This is a genomic window from Arthrobacter sp. NPDC093139, from assembly GCF_044754165.1.
GTDB lineage: Bacteria > Actinomycetota > Actinomycetes > Actinomycetales > Micrococcaceae > Arthrobacter.
In genome coordinates this window covers 50,988-65,578 of record NZ_JBIVOO010000018.1, presented here as the reverse complement: position 1 = coordinate 65,578, position 14,591 = coordinate 50,988, and the positions used below count along the sequence as shown (strand labels likewise).

Here is a 14,591-nt window from a genome sequence, read left to right as displayed (position 1 = left end):
TTATGAATGAGATGTGTGGGTGGCTTTGACGTGGGAAAGACTGCGGTGCAGGTGCACGGTGGTGGCCGCTTGGGCCAGGCGCGGATTTCGGGCGGCTATTGCTTCGGCGATGGCCGCGTGTTCGGTGGCTGCTGCCGTGAGCCGGGCGGCGTCGTCGGCGGCAAGCCTGCGGACGCGCACCAGATGCACGCGCAGGCTGCGCATGGCCTGCGCCAGGTAGGAATTGGAGATGGCAGCGTCGATGGCTTCGTCCAGCCGGCCCACTAGCCCGTAGTAGTCGTGGCGGGCGGGATCCGTGCCGCTGATCAGGGCAGGAGCTGCAAGCAGCTCTTCCTGCAGCTTGAGGAAAACCGCGGCGTCGCCCCGCTCAGCGGCCAGGGCAGCCGCCTTGCCTTCGAGGGTTTCGCGGAGTTCGAAGAGTTCATCGATGTCGTCCAGGGAGATGTCGGTGACAACGACGCCCCGACCGCCCGCCGTCGTCGTCAGCCCTTCCGCCGTCAGGCGGCTCAACGCTTCCCGAAGCGGCGTGCGCGAGACGCCAAGGCGCTCCGACTGCTCGACTTCGGCGAGGACCGTCCCGGGGAGGAGCCGCCATTCGATGATGTCATCACGCAGTGCCGCGTAAGCCCGGTCGCTGGCGCGCATGCCGCCCTCCCTTCGTTGGTCGATTGCCTCGAGTGTATACATGCATGAGGGATATGCCCAGCATTTCGCCAGTTTTTCCCTCTGCAGCGAGGAAAATGTATACAACAGAAGCGGGTCGGGCTTCAAGGCAACGCGTCGCTGCGGTCTGGCGGAGGTGGGCAGGATGGAAGCCTGGCTGGCCGCGTTGAAGGTTCACTTCGCGGCCGGGTACGCTGCCGCTGCCGAGGCGCTGGCGGCGCCGGCCGGTTCCCCGCAGGAGCGCACGGCCCAGGAGATGGCGGTAACCGCTGAGGTTGCGTGCTGGCCCCACAACCCCGAGCCAGACAAGCCCGGCCTCGACCCACGTCTGCCCGTGGTCCCTTTCCCGACTGGGCACAATTCACGGCCGCCTGAAACGTGTCGCCAGTGGCTCCTCGCTGGGGTGCTTGAGGCTGTCACGACCAGCTGTCCTGCCTTCACGATCAGCGGTCCCGGATCGAGCCCTTGCTACCCGGCTCTAGACTTTTCCTCGTCAGGTGCGGGACCATCGGTATTCGTTTTCCGGGCGCCCCGGCGCGCCGTACCTGGCCGTGCGGGAGACCGTGCCGGCGTCGGCAAGGTACTCCAGGTAGCGCCGGGCCGTGACACGGGACATGCCCAGCGCCGTCATGACCTCGGTGGCCGAGACCGCCCCCGGCTGCTGCCTGATGAAATCGCGGACGGCCTCAAGGGTGGAGGGTGCCAGGCCTTTGGGGAGGGGCAGCTCGGAAGGGGCCCTGAGGCTCGCAAACGCCTGGTCGACGTCGCTCTGGGAAGCGCCCACTTTGGTGGAGCCCGCTACGGGCGCGGCCAACTGCTCGCGGAACTGCCTGTAGCTCTCAAGCTTGTCCGCGAACGTCGCAAACGTAAACGGCTTGATGAGGTACTGCACCACTCCGATGGAGACAGCGTTGCGGACGATCGAGAGCTCCCTGACCGCCGTGATGGCAATGATGTCGGCAAAGTGGCCGGACGAACGCATGCGGCGGGCAATGTCCAGGCCGTGCAGGTCGGGGAGGTTCATGTCCAGAAGGACCAGCTCAACGGGGCTGCCGGCAGCCGCGAATTCCGTAAGCATCCGCAGCGCGGACTGGCCATCCGGGGCCGTGCCGGACAAGGTGAAGCCGTCCACCCTTCCCACGTAGGCGGCATGCGCCGCCGAAGCAATAGGCTCGTCTTCGACGACGAGGACCCGGATGTCTGTCACGCTTGCTCCTCCAGGAGACTGTGCGGTTCCGGCGCGGGAAGCGCGATGTGGAAACGTGCGCCGCCCGTGCGGTTGGAATTGGTGATGGTCATCGTACCGGCCAGGCGCTGGACCGCCTGCTTTACGAGCGCCAGCCCGAGGCCGCGGCCAAAGGGTCCGGCCTCCTTGGTACTGAAGCCGTACCGGAAGACATCGTCGATGGCATCCGGTTCAATGCCCTTCCCGGAATCCTGGACCGTGATGTCCAATCCGCCGCCGTCTGACTCTACCGTCAACTCCACACGCCGCGGGGCCGGGGCGTCGGAAGCAGCATCGATGGCGTTGTCCAGCAGGTTGCCAAGAATGGTGACGAGGTCCTGGACGGCAAGGCCCGTGACGCCAGTTGTCCGGGACGCCTCCACTGCAAGCTCCACGCCGCGTTCATGGGCCTCGGCGGCCTTGCCCATGATGAGTGCGCTGAGCACGGGTTCCTGCACGGAGTCCATGATGTCGTCCGTCAGCTGCTGGCTCAGCTCAAGATCCTTGGTGGCGAAGTCGAGCGCTTCGCCGGTCCGTCCGAGCTCCAGCAGCGAAACCATGGTGTGCAGCCGGTTGGCATGCTCGTGGGTTTGGGCGCGGAGTGCGCCCGAGAGCGTCCGCATGGTCTCGAGCTCGCTTCCCAGCGATTCGATTTCGGTGCGGTCCCGGATCGTGGCAACGGTTCCGAACACAGCGGCTGGCCGGCCTGTGCGGGAGCCCGGGCCCACGGCAGGGCTCTGGTTCACCACCAGAACGCCGGATGCCGTCAAGTGGATTTCATCGTGGGCGGTGCGGCCCGATTCAAACAGGTCCTTCAGGCTAGGCGTCAGCGGCAGGTCGGCAAGGAACGGAGCGTCTGACGGATCGTCGCCCGAGTCCCGCGGCTCGAGCCCGAGCAGCTCGGCGGCTTGGTCGTTGTACATCACCACGCGTCCCTTGAGGTCGATCAGGATGACACCTTCGCGGACCGAGTGGAGAACGGATTCGTAGTAGGCAAAGAGCTGGGCAAGCTGTTCCGGACCCCAGCCGCGGGTCACCCGCCGCAGATAGCTTCCCAGCAGCCAGGAGGCCACTGAGCCGGCCGCGAGGAGGGCGCCCGAGATAGCCAGCAGTGCCGGAATCCTGCCGGCCACCGCGACGTCGATGGTCCTCACTGTGACGCCCGCGGCCACCAGCGCCTTTACCGAGCCGCGGGCGTCCTTGACCGGGGCAATGGTTCGTACCGACGGGCCCAGTGTGCCGGCCGTGATCTCTGTAAACACGCGCCCTTCGAGGGCATCGGAGATTGAGCCGATGTACGGCTGGCCAAGCTCCTCGCTCCTGGGGTGCGTCCAGCGGGTCCTGTCCGGCGCCATGATGGTGATGAAATCGGCACCGGCGTCCTCCATCACCTGAAGCGCGTACGGCTGGAGCCGGGCAGAGGGATCGGGGGAAGCCGCGGCCTGCAGCACCAGCGGGTTGTCGGCAACAGAAACAGCCAAGGCCGCCATCCTGCGCCCGGTCTCGTCATACGTGCGCTCGCGGGCGTCGATGAAGGCGGCCGTCCCCACTACTCCGGTGAGCGCCAGCACGAACAGCAGATTTGCCACGAACAGCCGCCTGGCAATGCTCCAACGGTGGATCACAACACCTCCTATGACCAATATGAACGCAACGGTGAGCTAAGTCACTCTGTGCCCAATGATGGAAATCACAAAAGGACCGACGCGAAGAGCTCAGAGACTGTGCGAAGCGTCTTCCAGATTATCCATAAGGAGACACATCATGGCTTCTCAACGAGGAGAGTCGGCTGCACCGGCCAAGGCCGCGCGCAAAGGACTGGACAAATCCCACTACCTTTACATTGCCGTCATCGCCGCAGTCATCTTGGGCGCAGTGGTCGGCCTTATGTTCCCTGAGGTCGGCAAATCACTGAAGCCGCTCGGTGACGGGTTTATCAAGCTCATCAAGATGATGATCGCCCCGATCATCTTCTGCACGATCGTCCTGGGCATCGGCTCCATCGCCAAGGCCGCAACGGTCGGCAAGGTCGGTGGGCTCGCCCTGGGCTACTTCGTCCTCATGTCGACGTTCGCCCTGGGCATCGGCCTCGTGGTCGGCAACCTGATCCACCCGGGTGACGGCCTGAAGCTGGCGCCCTACGATCCCAATAAGAAGGCCGAGGTAGACAGCACCGTCGCGTTCCTCCTGGGGATCATTCCGGGCGACATTCCGGTCCTGCCCACTCTCTTCGCCGCCATCCTCGTCGGTTTCGCGCTGCAGAAGATGGGCGCACAGGGTGCCCCTGTCCTCAAGGCCATCGGCCACGGCCAGGCTGTGGTGTTCCGCATCCTTATCATGATCATGTGGCTGGCTCCGGTCGGTGCCTTCGGCGCCATTGCCGCGGTCGTCGGGGCCACGGGCTTCCAGGCAATCGTGAGCATGTTCACCCTGATGGCCGCCTTCTACATCACCTGCGCACTCTTCATCGTGGTCATCCTCGGTGGACTCCTGCAGGCGGTGGCCGGCGTGAACATCTTCAAGCTGATGAAGTACTTGGCACGCGAATACCTCCTCATCTTCTCCACCTCATCTTCCGAGGCCGCGCTGCCCCGCCTGATTGCCAAGCTCGAGCACCTGGGTGTCTCCAAGCCGGTCGTCGGCGTCACCGTTCCCACCGGTTACTCCTTCAACCTGGACGGCACCGCCATCTACCTGACGATGGCCTCCCTGTTCGTGGCCAACGCCATGGGAACCCCGCTGGACCTCGGCGCCCAGATCTCCCTGCTGATCTTCATGATCATCGCCTCCAAGGGCGCTGCCGGTGTCACCGGCGCAGGCCTGGCCACGCTGGCCGCCGGCCTGCAGGCCCACAAGCCCGAACTCCTCGGCGGCGTCGGCATGATCGTCGGCATCGACCGCTTCATGTCCGAGGCCCGCGCCCTGACCAACTTCACGGGCAACGCGGTGGCCACGGTCCTGATCGGCACCTGGGTCAAGGAGATCGACAACCAGCAGGTCGGCCGCGTTCTGTCCGGCGAGGAGCCCTTCGACGAGCAGACCATGATTGCCACCCACCACGGTGTCCAGGAGACCCCGGCGCAGCAGCCCGTTCCGGCCCACGCCTAGGCTTCACAGCGCTGGCTTTCACAACGCCGGCTCATTACCAACGGCGCTCCGGCGCCGGCAACGCCCGCACAGGCCAGCCTGTGCGGGCGTTTTGCATGGGCGGGAGGCTAACCTTCGACTTCAAGTAAAAGGTCAAGGCTCAAACGCCATCAAAAGTCAAGTTCCACGAAATGCCGTGTCGGGCGCTGTAGCCTTGGGTGGAAGAAGCATGGCGCCGGACATCCTGCGGCCCCGGCATTCAGCGGCACAGAAAAATCACCGTCATCGAAAGTGTGGATAGATACGTGAGCAGCGAACAGGGTTCAGCAACTCTGGAAGGCACGGAACTCGACCTGGAAGACGCCGTGATGGGTCCCACAGGCCGCCCCTACCGCGAATTTCCGGAGCCCGCGCCGCTGTCCTCCCATGGACCGGCCCGTGTGATTGCAATGGTCAACCAGAAGGGCGGCGTGGGCAAAACCACGTCAACCATCAACCTTGCGGCCGCGCTGGCGGAGTACGGCCGCCGCGTGCTGCTGGTGGACTTTGACCCCCAAGGGGCACTGTCCGCGGGGCTTGGCGTCAACCCGCACGAACTGGACCTCACCGTGTACAACGTCCTCATGGACCGAAAGGTGGACATTCGCGAGGCGATCCACACCACCGGCGTTGAAAACGTTGACCTGCTGCCGGCGAATATTGACCTCTCCGCCGCGGAGGTCCAGCTGGTCAATGAGGTGGCGCGCGAACAGGTCCTCGACCGCGCGCTGAAGAACATCGAGGATGACTATGACATCGTCCTGATCGACTGCCAGCCCTCGCTGGGCCTGCTCACAGTGAACGCGCTCACGGCTGCCCATGGCGTGATCATCCCGCTGATCTGCGAATTCTTCGCGCTGCGGGCCGTGGCCCTCCTGGTCGAAACCATTGACAAGGTCCAGGACCGCCTCAACCCCCGGCTGCAGGTGGACGGAGTCCTTGCCACCATGTACGACGCCCGGACCCTGCACAGCCGGGAAGTCATCACCCGCCTCGTGGAGGCCTTCGGTGACAAAGTCTTTGAGACCGTCATCAAGCGCTCCATCAAGTTCGCCGACGCCACTGTCGCCGCTGAACCAATCACCAGCTATGCCGGTAACCACATCGGCGCCGACGCCTACCGCCGCCTCGCCAAGGAGCTCATTTCGCGCGGCGGCGCGCCGTAGCTTGGGCCGTGGCTGAGTCGGCAACTCCGCTCGCGGTACGCGGTCAGCCGGCCGGCACGGACGACGGCGGGGCCGCACTTGACGGGGGCGCTGCGCCTGTCGCCGGCGATCCCGGCGCGAAGAAGCCGGGTTTCGAAGTCAGGCTGGAGAACTTCACTGGCCCCTTTGACCTGCTGCTGGGGCTGATCGCCAAGCACCAGATGGATATCACCGAGGTGGCACTCGCCACCGTGACCGATGAATTCATCAAGTACATCCGGAACCTGCAGTCGCTGGGGGAGGAGTGGGCCCTGGACGAAGCCAGCGAATTCCTCGTCATCGCCGCCACCCTCCTGGACCTCAAGGCTGCCCGGCTGCTTCCGGCGGGTGAGGTCGAGGATGAGGACGACATCGCGCTGCTGGAGGCCCGGGACCTGCTTTTTGCCAGGCTGCTGCAGTACAAGGCGTTCAAGCAGGTGGCCGCCCTCATGGATGCGACGCTGGAACTTGAGTCCCGGCGGTATCCGCGGCAGGTGGCGCTCGAGGAACACTTCGCGGCCATGCTGCCTGAACTCGTCTGGAAGCACACCCCGCAGCAGTTCGCGTCACTGGCCGAAGCTGCCCTGAAGCCCAAGGCCACGAAACCCACCGAAGTCGGGCTGGCCCACCTGCACGGGAGCCCGGTCAGCGTTCGTGAACAGGCGGAGCTTATCGGGCTCCGCCTGCGGGAAGGCAGGCCGCTGTCATTCAGGGCGCTGATTGCCGATGCCGAATCCACCCTGGTGGTGGTTGCGCGTTTTCTGGCATTGCTGGAGCTCTTCCGCGACCAGGTCGTGGCGTTCGACCAGGTGGCGCCGCTCGGTGACCTGACAGTGCGGTGGACGGCATCCGGCGAATGGAGCAGCGACAAATTGAGCGAAGAATACGAGGATCAGCCGTGAGTAAGTCCCAACAGGAACCTTCGTCCGGCGACGGCACGGACGTCTCCGGGCTTCCGGGCGGAGCGCGGGCCGCCCTGGAGGCCGTGCTGATGGTGCTGGACGAACCGGCGTCGGCCACGGACCTGGCCGCAGGACTGAACCTGACCGTGGAATTGGTGGAGCAGCTGCTGCTGGACCTGCAGCGCGAGTATGACGGCTATACTGTTAAAGCCCCGGATATGGAAATCGCCAGTGACGCTGGCTTCACTTCCAGCCCCCGGGGTTTTGAATTGCGGAATGTTGCCGGAGGCTGGCGCATCTACTCCCGGGCTGAGTTCGCTGACATCGTCGGTGCTTTCGTCCTGGAAGGCCAGACAGCCAGGCTGACGCAGGCAGCACTTGAAACGCTTGCCGTCATTGCCTACCGGCAGCCCGTTTCCAGGGCCAGAGTGTCTGCAATTCGGGGGGTCAATGTCGACTCGGTCGTGCGGACGCTGATCCAGCGCGGACTGATCGAGGATTCCGGAACAGATCCGGAATCGGGGGCAATCCTGTACCGCACGACGTCATATTTCCTTGAACGAATGGGAATCGGCTCGGTGGCTGAGCTGCCCCAGATTTCACAGCACCTTCCGGGGCTGGATGGAATCGATGAGTTTTACGACGCCGGAAGAATGTAGGCAGCTGCCTGCAGAACAGTATCTACCAGAGCAGATTTAATCTGCACGGCTGGCTAGTGTTGTCTTTGGACAACCGGTGCCGGTCAACATAACGAAGGACGGGTCATGACACAGGCGGGACGCCAGGGTTCACCACGTAACAGTTCGGGGCGTAAAGGTCCGGAACGCGATTCAGCGCGTGGCGCAGCGCAAAGCGGCCGTGGAGGCCAGCGCGGCGCCGGCTTCGGAGCCGGCCAGCGCGATTTTTCCAAGGGAGGCGACCGCCCGTTCGGCGACCGTCCCCACAAGGCGCCGAAGCCGCGCGAGGAGCGATTCGTCGATCCCGACGAGTCGCCCGCCGGCAGGTCTTCCGCGGACTGGAAGGCCGGCGCCAAGCCGTCGGCCCGCAAAGCCGGAGCCCGCAAGCCCGGTGCCGGCAAGGCGCCCGGAACGCCTGGAGCCCTGAAACCCAAGCCCCGTGCAGGCGCACCCAAGGCGGCCGCGTCACGCGCCTTCGGCAGCGAACGCTTCGGCCAGAACCTCGGTCCGGTCCGCAAGCCTTCCCGGAAGCGCGGCCCCCGTGGTGACGTTCCCCAGTCGGAAGTCCACGATGCCGACGGCATCCGCCTGCAGAAGGTCATGGCCTCCGCAGGCGTCGCATCACGCCGCGTGTGTGAGGAGATGATCGCCGAAGGCCGCGTGGAAGTCGACGGCAAAGTCGTCACCGAGCTCGGCGTCCGCGTTGATCCCAAGACCGCCGTCATCCACGTGGACGGCCTCCGCATCCAGCTGGACGAAACCATGGTCTACATGGTCTTCAACAAGCCCAAGGGCGTTGTGTCCACCATGGAGGACCCCGACGGCCGCCCCTGCATCAGCGACTTCATTCGCAACAACCAGGGTGAACGCCTCTTCCACGTGGGCCGGCTTGACGTCGCCACCGAAGGGCTCCTGCTGCTGACGAACGACGGCGAATTGGCCAACCGCCTGACGCACCCTTCCTACGAGGTACCCAAGACGTACTTGGTCCAGGTCCGGGGTCCCTTCCCGCAGGGCATCGGCGCGCAGCTGAAGGCCGGCGTTGAACTCGAAGACGGCATCGCCTCCGTGGACTCCTTCCGTCTCGTGGACTCCACTCCGGGCCATGTGCTGATCGAAGTTGTGCTGCACTCCGGCAAGAACCGCATCGTTCGCCGGATGTTCGACGCCGTCGGGTTCCCCGTGCTGCGCCTCGTGCGTGTCAAGGTCGGCCCCATAGGCCTGGGCGACCAGCGCCAGGGAAGCATCCGCAACCTCGGCAGGCAGGAAGTCGGCCACCTGCTGGCATCCGTAGGACTCTAGGGCATGTCGGCATTTCGTAATCACGGCCGCGGGCACTTGAGCGGACCGGTCGTTGTTATCGGCACCGGCCTGCTCGGTACGAGCATCGGCCTTGGCCTCCGCGGCCGCGGCGTGGCCGTCTACCTTTCCGATCCGTCGCCAACCAACCAGGCTGTCGCCGTGGATATCGGCGCCGGCCTGCCCCTGGCGGCGCTGGAAGGGGAACAGCCGGAACTCGTTGTCGTGGCTTCCCCTCCGGACGTGACGGCAGGCGTTGTCGAACGTGCGCTGTCCGACTACCCGGATGCCACCGTGGTGGACATTGCCAGCGTCAAGGCAGACATCCAGAACGAGCTGCGCCGCCGCGGCGTGGACCTGTCCCGGTACGTTGGTACCCACCCCATGGCAGGGCGCGAGAAGTCCGGGCCCGTTGCTGCCCGCGGCGAGCTCTTCACGTCCATGCCCTGGGTGGTGTGTCCGTCGGAGGAAACCTCGGCCGCGGCCCTGCAGACTGCCAGGGCCATTGCCACGGATCTGGGCGCCCTCGTGTCGCAGTTCACTGCTGAGGAACACGACGAAGCCGTGGCCCTGGTCTCCCACCTGCCCCAGGTGATGTCCTCGCTGCTGGCCAGCCGTCTGCAGGGCACACCCCTGCATGCACTGTCCCTGGCCGGCAACGGGCTGCGTGACGTCACCCGGATCGCCGCCAGCGACCCGACGCTGTGGGTGCAGATCCTCGGAGCCAATGCCGGGAAAGTCGTGGAGATTCTTTACGGCGTCAGGGAAGACCTCAACCGGCTGATCGCCACGTTGGAAGACCCGGCAGCACCGGGTGCGCGGTTAGACCTCGCCCAGCTGATGAGCGAAGGCAACGCCGGACAGGCACGGATTCCGGGCAAGCATGGCGGGCCGCCGCAGGCCTACTCATGGCTCACCGTGCTGGTGGATGACAGGCCCGGGCAGATCGCCCGGCTCCTGACGGAGATCGGCGAAATCGGCGTCAATGTCGAGGACCTGCGGCTGGACCACTCGTCCGGCCAGAACGTCGGCATGGTGGAGCTGTCCGTCCTGCCCAACCGGCATGATCTCCTCATTGAAGCCCTCAACGACCGTGGATGGCGGGTATTGCAGTAATGACACAGGAACTTCTAGACACGATGCCGGCGCTCCGACTGGGCAAGCCGCTCGTGGTGGCCATCGACGGACCGTCGGGATCCGGTAAGTCCAGCGTCAGTAAGGAAGTGGCCCGCCGCCTCCATCTCGCCTACTTGGACACTGGCGCCATGTACCGTGCCCTGACCTGGTTTTGCCTGGACCGCGGCACCGACCTTAATGACGCCTCCGCCGTCGAGCTTGCTGCCGAAGACCTGCCGCTGGAGATCAGCACCACGCCGCATGAGGAGTATGTGCGGGTGGACGGCACCGATGTCACGGCAGCCATCCGGGAACCAGAGATCTCCTCGGCCGTCAGCGCCGTGGCCACCACCCTTGGCGCCCGGACCGAGCTCATCCGCCGCCAGCGCTCACTGATCGACAAGCACCACCGCCGCATGGTGGTGGAAGGCAGGGACATCACCACCGTCGTCGTTCCCGGAGCGGAAGTCCGCATGCTGCTCACCGCCAGCGAAGAGGCGCGGCTACGGAGGCGCGGGATCCAGTTGGGCGGCACGCAGACCGCCGAGCAGCTGGCTGCCCAGGTGACCCAACGGGACGCCAAGGACTCGACCGTGGTGAATTTCACGCAGGCAGCCGACGGCGTGGTGATCCTCGATTCGTCCGACCTGGACTTTGAGGAAACCGTGAGCGCAGCACTGCGGATCGTCACCAAGGTGATCAACCATGAGTGAGGCCGCGAAGGATGCGGCACCCGGACTTCCTGCGCGCTGGACCATGGGATGGAGCCGGCCTGTGGGCTGGCTGCTGGACCATGTGGTCTACCGGACCTCCGTCACGGGGCGCTCCAACGTCCCTACCCATGGCCCGGTGATTTTTGCCGGTAACCACATCAGTTACCTGGACGGCCCGGTCATGTTCGGAGCTTCGCCCCGTCCCATGCACATCCTGGTCAAAAGGGAGATGTTCAAGGGGTTCCTGGGACGCGTGCTGCGGGCGTCAGGGCAGCTGCCCGTGGACCGTTCCGGCGACCGGGCCGCGCTGCAGGTCAGCAAGACCCTGCTCGATGCCGGCCGCTGCATCGGGATCCTGCCCGAGGGCAGCCGGGGGAGCGGGAAGGCTGCGGGCATCAGCAACGGTGTCGCATGGCTCGCCCTGAACTCGCAGGCCACCATTGTGCCGGTGGCCATTCTGGGCACGCGGCAGGGCGGCGAGCACCTTGACACGGTTCCCCGCCCCGGCCGGAGGCTTCACGTCGGCTTTGGCCAACCGGTCACTATCAGCCGGAATCCCGGCGAGACCGGGCGTGCTTCAATGGACAGGGCGGCAAAGGAAATCCGCGCTGCCCTGGCGAGCCACGTCCAAGACACGATTCATCTCAGCGGGCAGGCCCTACCTTCCGCGGATTTCCCCCACGAACGTACAGACGCAGTAGCCGGGTCGCCGGCAGATCACCACTAAGGAAAGTGCAATGAGCGATACGACTCAAACTTCCGGCCGCTCCGGCGCCGGCGAAGACGAATACACGCCCACCGGCACCGACCAGGTGGCTGAGCATCTCGCAGCCCTGGACGATGAGGAGGCAGAGCTCCGCGCGGCCTCGCTCCGGGCGGGACTGGATGACTACGAACTCGACGAGGAAGATGCCGCCCTCCTCAGCGGCCGCTACGAGGACGAGGACCTGGAAGGCCCGGTCAAGCTGGACCCCGTCCTGGCGATCATCGGGCGCCCCAACGTGGGCAAGTCCACACTGGTTAACCGCATCCTGGGCCGCCGCGAGGCTGTCGTGGAGGACACCCCCGGCGTGACCCGCGACCGTGTGATGTACTCCGCCCACTGGAACGGGCGCAATTTCACCGTTGTGGATACCGGTGGGTGGGAGCATGACGCGCGCGGTATCCACGCCCGGGTGGCGGAGCAGGCGGAAATGGCCGTGGAGCTTGCTGACGCCGTGCTGTTCGTTGTCGACTCCGCCGTGGGCGCAACCGCCACGGACGAAGGCGTCATGAAGATGCTGCGCAAGAGCAAGAAGCCCGTCATCATGGTGGCCAACAAAGTCGATGACTTTGCGCAGGAAGCGGACTCCGCCACCCTGTGGGGCCTCGGCTTTGGCGAGCCATACCCCGTCTCGGCCCTTCACGGCCGCGGTGTTGCGGACCTCCTGGACCACGTCATGGACACGCTTCCGGAGTTCTCCACCATTGAGGGACTCGAGCGCTCCGGCGGCCCCCGCCGGGTGGCACTGATCGGCAGGCCCAATGTGGGCAAGTCATCCCTGCTGAACAAGCTCGCCGGCTCGGAGCGCGTGGTGGTGGACAACACCGCCGGCACCACCCGGGACCCGGTGGATGAATTCATTGAGCTCGGCGGGCGCACCTGGCGCTTCGTCGACACCGCAGGGATCCGGCGGCGCCAGCACATGGCGCAGGGCGCCGACTTCTACGCCTCCCTGCGGACGCAAAGCGCACTCGAAAAGGCGGAGGTCGCCGTCGTACTCCTGGCCGTGGACGAGGTGCTGAGCGAGCAGGATGTCCGCATCCTGCAGCTGGCCATCGAATCGGGACGGGCCCTGGTGCTCGCGTTCAACAAGTGGGACCTCCTCGACGACGAGCGCCGCCGGTATCTTGAACGCGAAATCGAGCAGGACCTGGCACACGTTGAATGGGCGCCGCGCGTCAACATCTCGGCTAAGACCGGCTGGCACAAGGACCGCCTCGTGCCCGCACTGGATCTGGCGCTCGAGAACTGGGACAAGCGCATCCCGACCGGCCGGCTCAACGCCTTCCTGGGCGAGCTCGTGGCCGCACACCCACACCCTGTCCGCGGCGGCAAGCAGCCCAGGATCCTCTTCGGCACGCAGGCCTCCAGCCGCCCGCCGAAGTTCGTCCTCTTCACCACCGGCTTCCTGGACCCGGGTTACCGCCGGTTCATCACCCGGCGGCTGCGTGAAACGTTCGGCTTCGAAGGAACACCCATTGAAGTCAATATGCGTGTCCGGGAAAAACGCGGCAAGAAGCGTTAATTAGGACACACCGGGCCTGTGGCGGACGAAAATGTCACGGGCACCCTCCGGAATCGTGTAAGCTTTTGGAGGTGGTTCGGCCGGACTGCTTAGATGAAATTCTTCTGAAGTTCATTGAAGCGGAGAACGGCAGAACTGACGGGCTGTAGCGCAGCTTGGTAGCGCACTTGACTGGGGGTCAAGGGGTCGCAGGTTCAAATCCTGTCAGCCCGACCAAAGAAACCGCAGGTCAGAGGCCGTCTTCGGAGAAATCCGGAGGCGGCCTTTTCTGCTTAACGGGCACAATGGGCGCAGCTGGCGCCAAAGACGCGGCTTCAAATGCGTGGAGCCCGGAACGCGGGTCTGAACATCGACCTCGCCGACTAACGGTCCAGCAGATTTTTCCTGCCCCGATCACCCGGGCGGCTGCTACTTGAGGAACCGGGACGTTCGGCGGTCAGCCAGGACCTTGCCCTTGGTCTGGCAGGTGGGGCAGTACTGGAGTGCGGTGTCCGCGAAGGACACTTGGCGGACGGTGTCACCGCAGACCGGGCACGGCAGTCCGGTGCGGCCGTGGACTCTCATGCCGCCCCGCTTCGTATCCTTCAGGTCGCTGGGCGCCTTGCCCGCTGCTTCCTTCACGGCCGCTCCGAGAACGCTGTGGATGGCCTCGTACAGGGCACGCACGCTCTCTTCGTCCAACGAATCGGCCATGGCGTAGGGCGAGATCTTTGCCGCATGGAGGATTTCATCGCTGTACGCGTTTCCTATCCCGGCAATCACGCTCTGGCTTCGCAGCACACCCTTGACCTGGTGGGGGTTGGCGGCCAGGATTCCGGCGAACATCGCAAGGCTGAACCCTGGGTCCAGCGGATCCGGGCCAAGGGCCGCGATTCCCGGCACCTCAAGGGGATCGGTGACCACGTAGACTGCAAGGCTCTTCTTGGTGCCTGCTTCGGTCAGGTCTATGCCGATATGGAGGCCGTCGTTGCCGGCGAATGCCAACCTCGCCGCAATGGGGCTCTTGCCGGGCCGGAGCGGAGCCGTGGAGGGCGCCTCCGTGTAGCGCACCCAACCGGCCCGGGCGAGATGGAAGACGAAGTGCAGGCCGTCGGCGTCTATGCTCACGAACTTGCCGAAGCGCCGCACGCCCGTGACAGTGCGGCCTTCGAGGGCCGTATAGGGGGGATCAGCCGTCTTGAGTACGGCCACGGAGAGGACCTGAAGCTTCGTCAGCACGGTGCCTTCAAGGTGCGTGCCAAGAAAGGAACTCAGACCGGCCACTTCGGGTAGTTCTGGCATGCCCCCCACTGTGGCACAACGCGGCAGGCGTGTCAGCGCCCGAGCCCGGATGATGTGGTTTCGGTGCCGTCTCGAGCCTGCACCATGTGCCTATACTTTCAGCGGTGGCTTGTTCCC

Annotated in this window: 13 protein-coding genes and 1 tRNA gene; 10 read left to right on the top strand and 4 right to left on the bottom strand. The window is 65.2% G+C overall.

The features are described 5' to 3' along the window. From ACIP90_RS19890 to ACIP90_RS19880, 3 genes are all read right to left on the bottom strand, one after another. Entirely contained in the window at positions 1–645 is a 645-nt protein-coding gene (locus ACIP90_RS19890) for a GntR family transcriptional regulator (protein ID WP_400581422.1), read from the bottom strand. Between the two features lie 511 nt (positions 646–1,156). Continuing rightward, positions 1,157–1,870 (bottom strand): response regulator, encoded by a 714-nt coding sequence (locus tag ACIP90_RS19885; protein WP_400581420.1) that lies wholly within the window; start codon positions 1,868–1,870, stop codon positions 1,157–1,159. After that, positions 1,867–3,513 (bottom strand): ATP-binding protein, encoded by a 1,647-nt coding sequence (locus ACIP90_RS19880; RefSeq protein WP_400581418.1) that lies wholly within the window; start codon positions 3,511–3,513, stop codon positions 1,867–1,869. Before ACIP90_RS19880 ends, ACIP90_RS19885 begins: the two co-directional genes overlap by 4 nt. Positions 3,514–3,652: 139 nt before the next feature. Between ACIP90_RS19880 and ACIP90_RS19875 the strand changes: the two genes are divergently transcribed. The 10 genes from ACIP90_RS19875 to ACIP90_RS19830 all read left to right on the top strand — a co-directional run bounded on the left by ACIP90_RS19875 (position 3,653) and on the right by ACIP90_RS19830 (position 13,409). Further along, positions 3,653–4,996: a cation:dicarboxylate symporter family transporter gene (locus ACIP90_RS19875; protein ID WP_400581416.1), complete on the top strand. Its 1,344-nt coding sequence runs from the start codon at positions 3,653–3,655 to the stop codon at positions 4,994–4,996. Positions 4,997–5,280: 284 nt separating this feature from the next. Then, positions 5,281–6,180 carry a ParA family protein gene (locus ACIP90_RS19870; RefSeq protein ID WP_400581414.1) on the top strand — a complete coding sequence of 300 codons (900 nt, stop codon included), beginning with the start codon at positions 5,281–5,283 and terminating at the stop codon, positions 6,178–6,180. A 143-nt stretch (positions 6,181–6,323) separates the two neighbouring features. Next, positions 6,324–7,100, top strand: coding sequence for a segregation and condensation protein A (locus ACIP90_RS19865; protein WP_400581455.1), 777 nt, complete (start codon positions 6,324–6,326; stop codon positions 7,098–7,100). Beyond that, positions 7,097–7,759, top strand: coding sequence for an SMC-Scp complex subunit ScpB (locus ACIP90_RS19860; protein WP_400581412.1), 663 nt, complete (start codon positions 7,097–7,099; stop codon positions 7,757–7,759). The genes ACIP90_RS19865 and ACIP90_RS19860 overlap by 4 nt, the downstream gene beginning before the upstream one ends. A gap of 105 nt (positions 7,760–7,864) precedes the next feature. After that, positions 7,865–9,079, top strand: coding sequence for a pseudouridine synthase (locus ACIP90_RS19855; protein ID WP_400581410.1), 1,215 nt, complete (start codon positions 7,865–7,867; stop codon positions 9,077–9,079). A gap of 3 nt (positions 9,080–9,082) precedes the next feature. Beyond that, the gene (locus ACIP90_RS19850; RefSeq protein WP_400581408.1) at positions 9,083–10,192 is read left to right on the top strand and encodes a prephenate dehydrogenase; all 1,110 of its coding nucleotides are present in this window, start codon (positions 9,083–9,085) and stop codon (positions 10,190–10,192) included. Then, positions 10,192–10,905, top strand: coding sequence for a (d)CMP kinase (cmk, locus tag ACIP90_RS19845; protein ID WP_400581407.1), 714 nt, complete (start codon positions 10,192–10,194; stop codon positions 10,903–10,905). Before ACIP90_RS19850 ends, cmk begins: the two co-directional genes overlap by 1 nt. A gap of 43 nt (positions 10,906–10,948) precedes the next feature. Further along, on the top strand, positions 10,949–11,632 hold the full coding sequence (locus tag ACIP90_RS19840) for a lysophospholipid acyltransferase family protein (protein WP_400581454.1): 684 nt from the start codon (positions 10,949–10,951) through the stop codon (positions 11,630–11,632). Positions 11,633–11,642: 10 nt separating this feature from the next. Continuing rightward, a complete protein-coding gene (der, locus tag ACIP90_RS19835) occupies positions 11,643–13,193 on the top strand; it encodes a ribosome biogenesis GTPase Der (RefSeq protein ID WP_400581405.1) in 1,551 nt (516 codons plus the stop codon). A 139-nt stretch (positions 13,194–13,332) separates the two neighbouring features. Next, a tRNA-Pro gene (locus ACIP90_RS19830) sits at positions 13,333–13,409 on the top strand. A gap of 192 nt (positions 13,410–13,601) precedes the next feature. Here the strand turns inward: ACIP90_RS19830 and ACIP90_RS19825 are convergent. Continuing rightward, complete coding sequence (locus ACIP90_RS19825) at positions 13,602–14,474, bottom strand: Fpg/Nei family DNA glycosylase (RefSeq protein WP_400581403.1); 873 nt, start codon at positions 14,472–14,474, stop codon at positions 13,602–13,604. Positions 14,475–14,591: the final 117 nt, after the last annotated feature.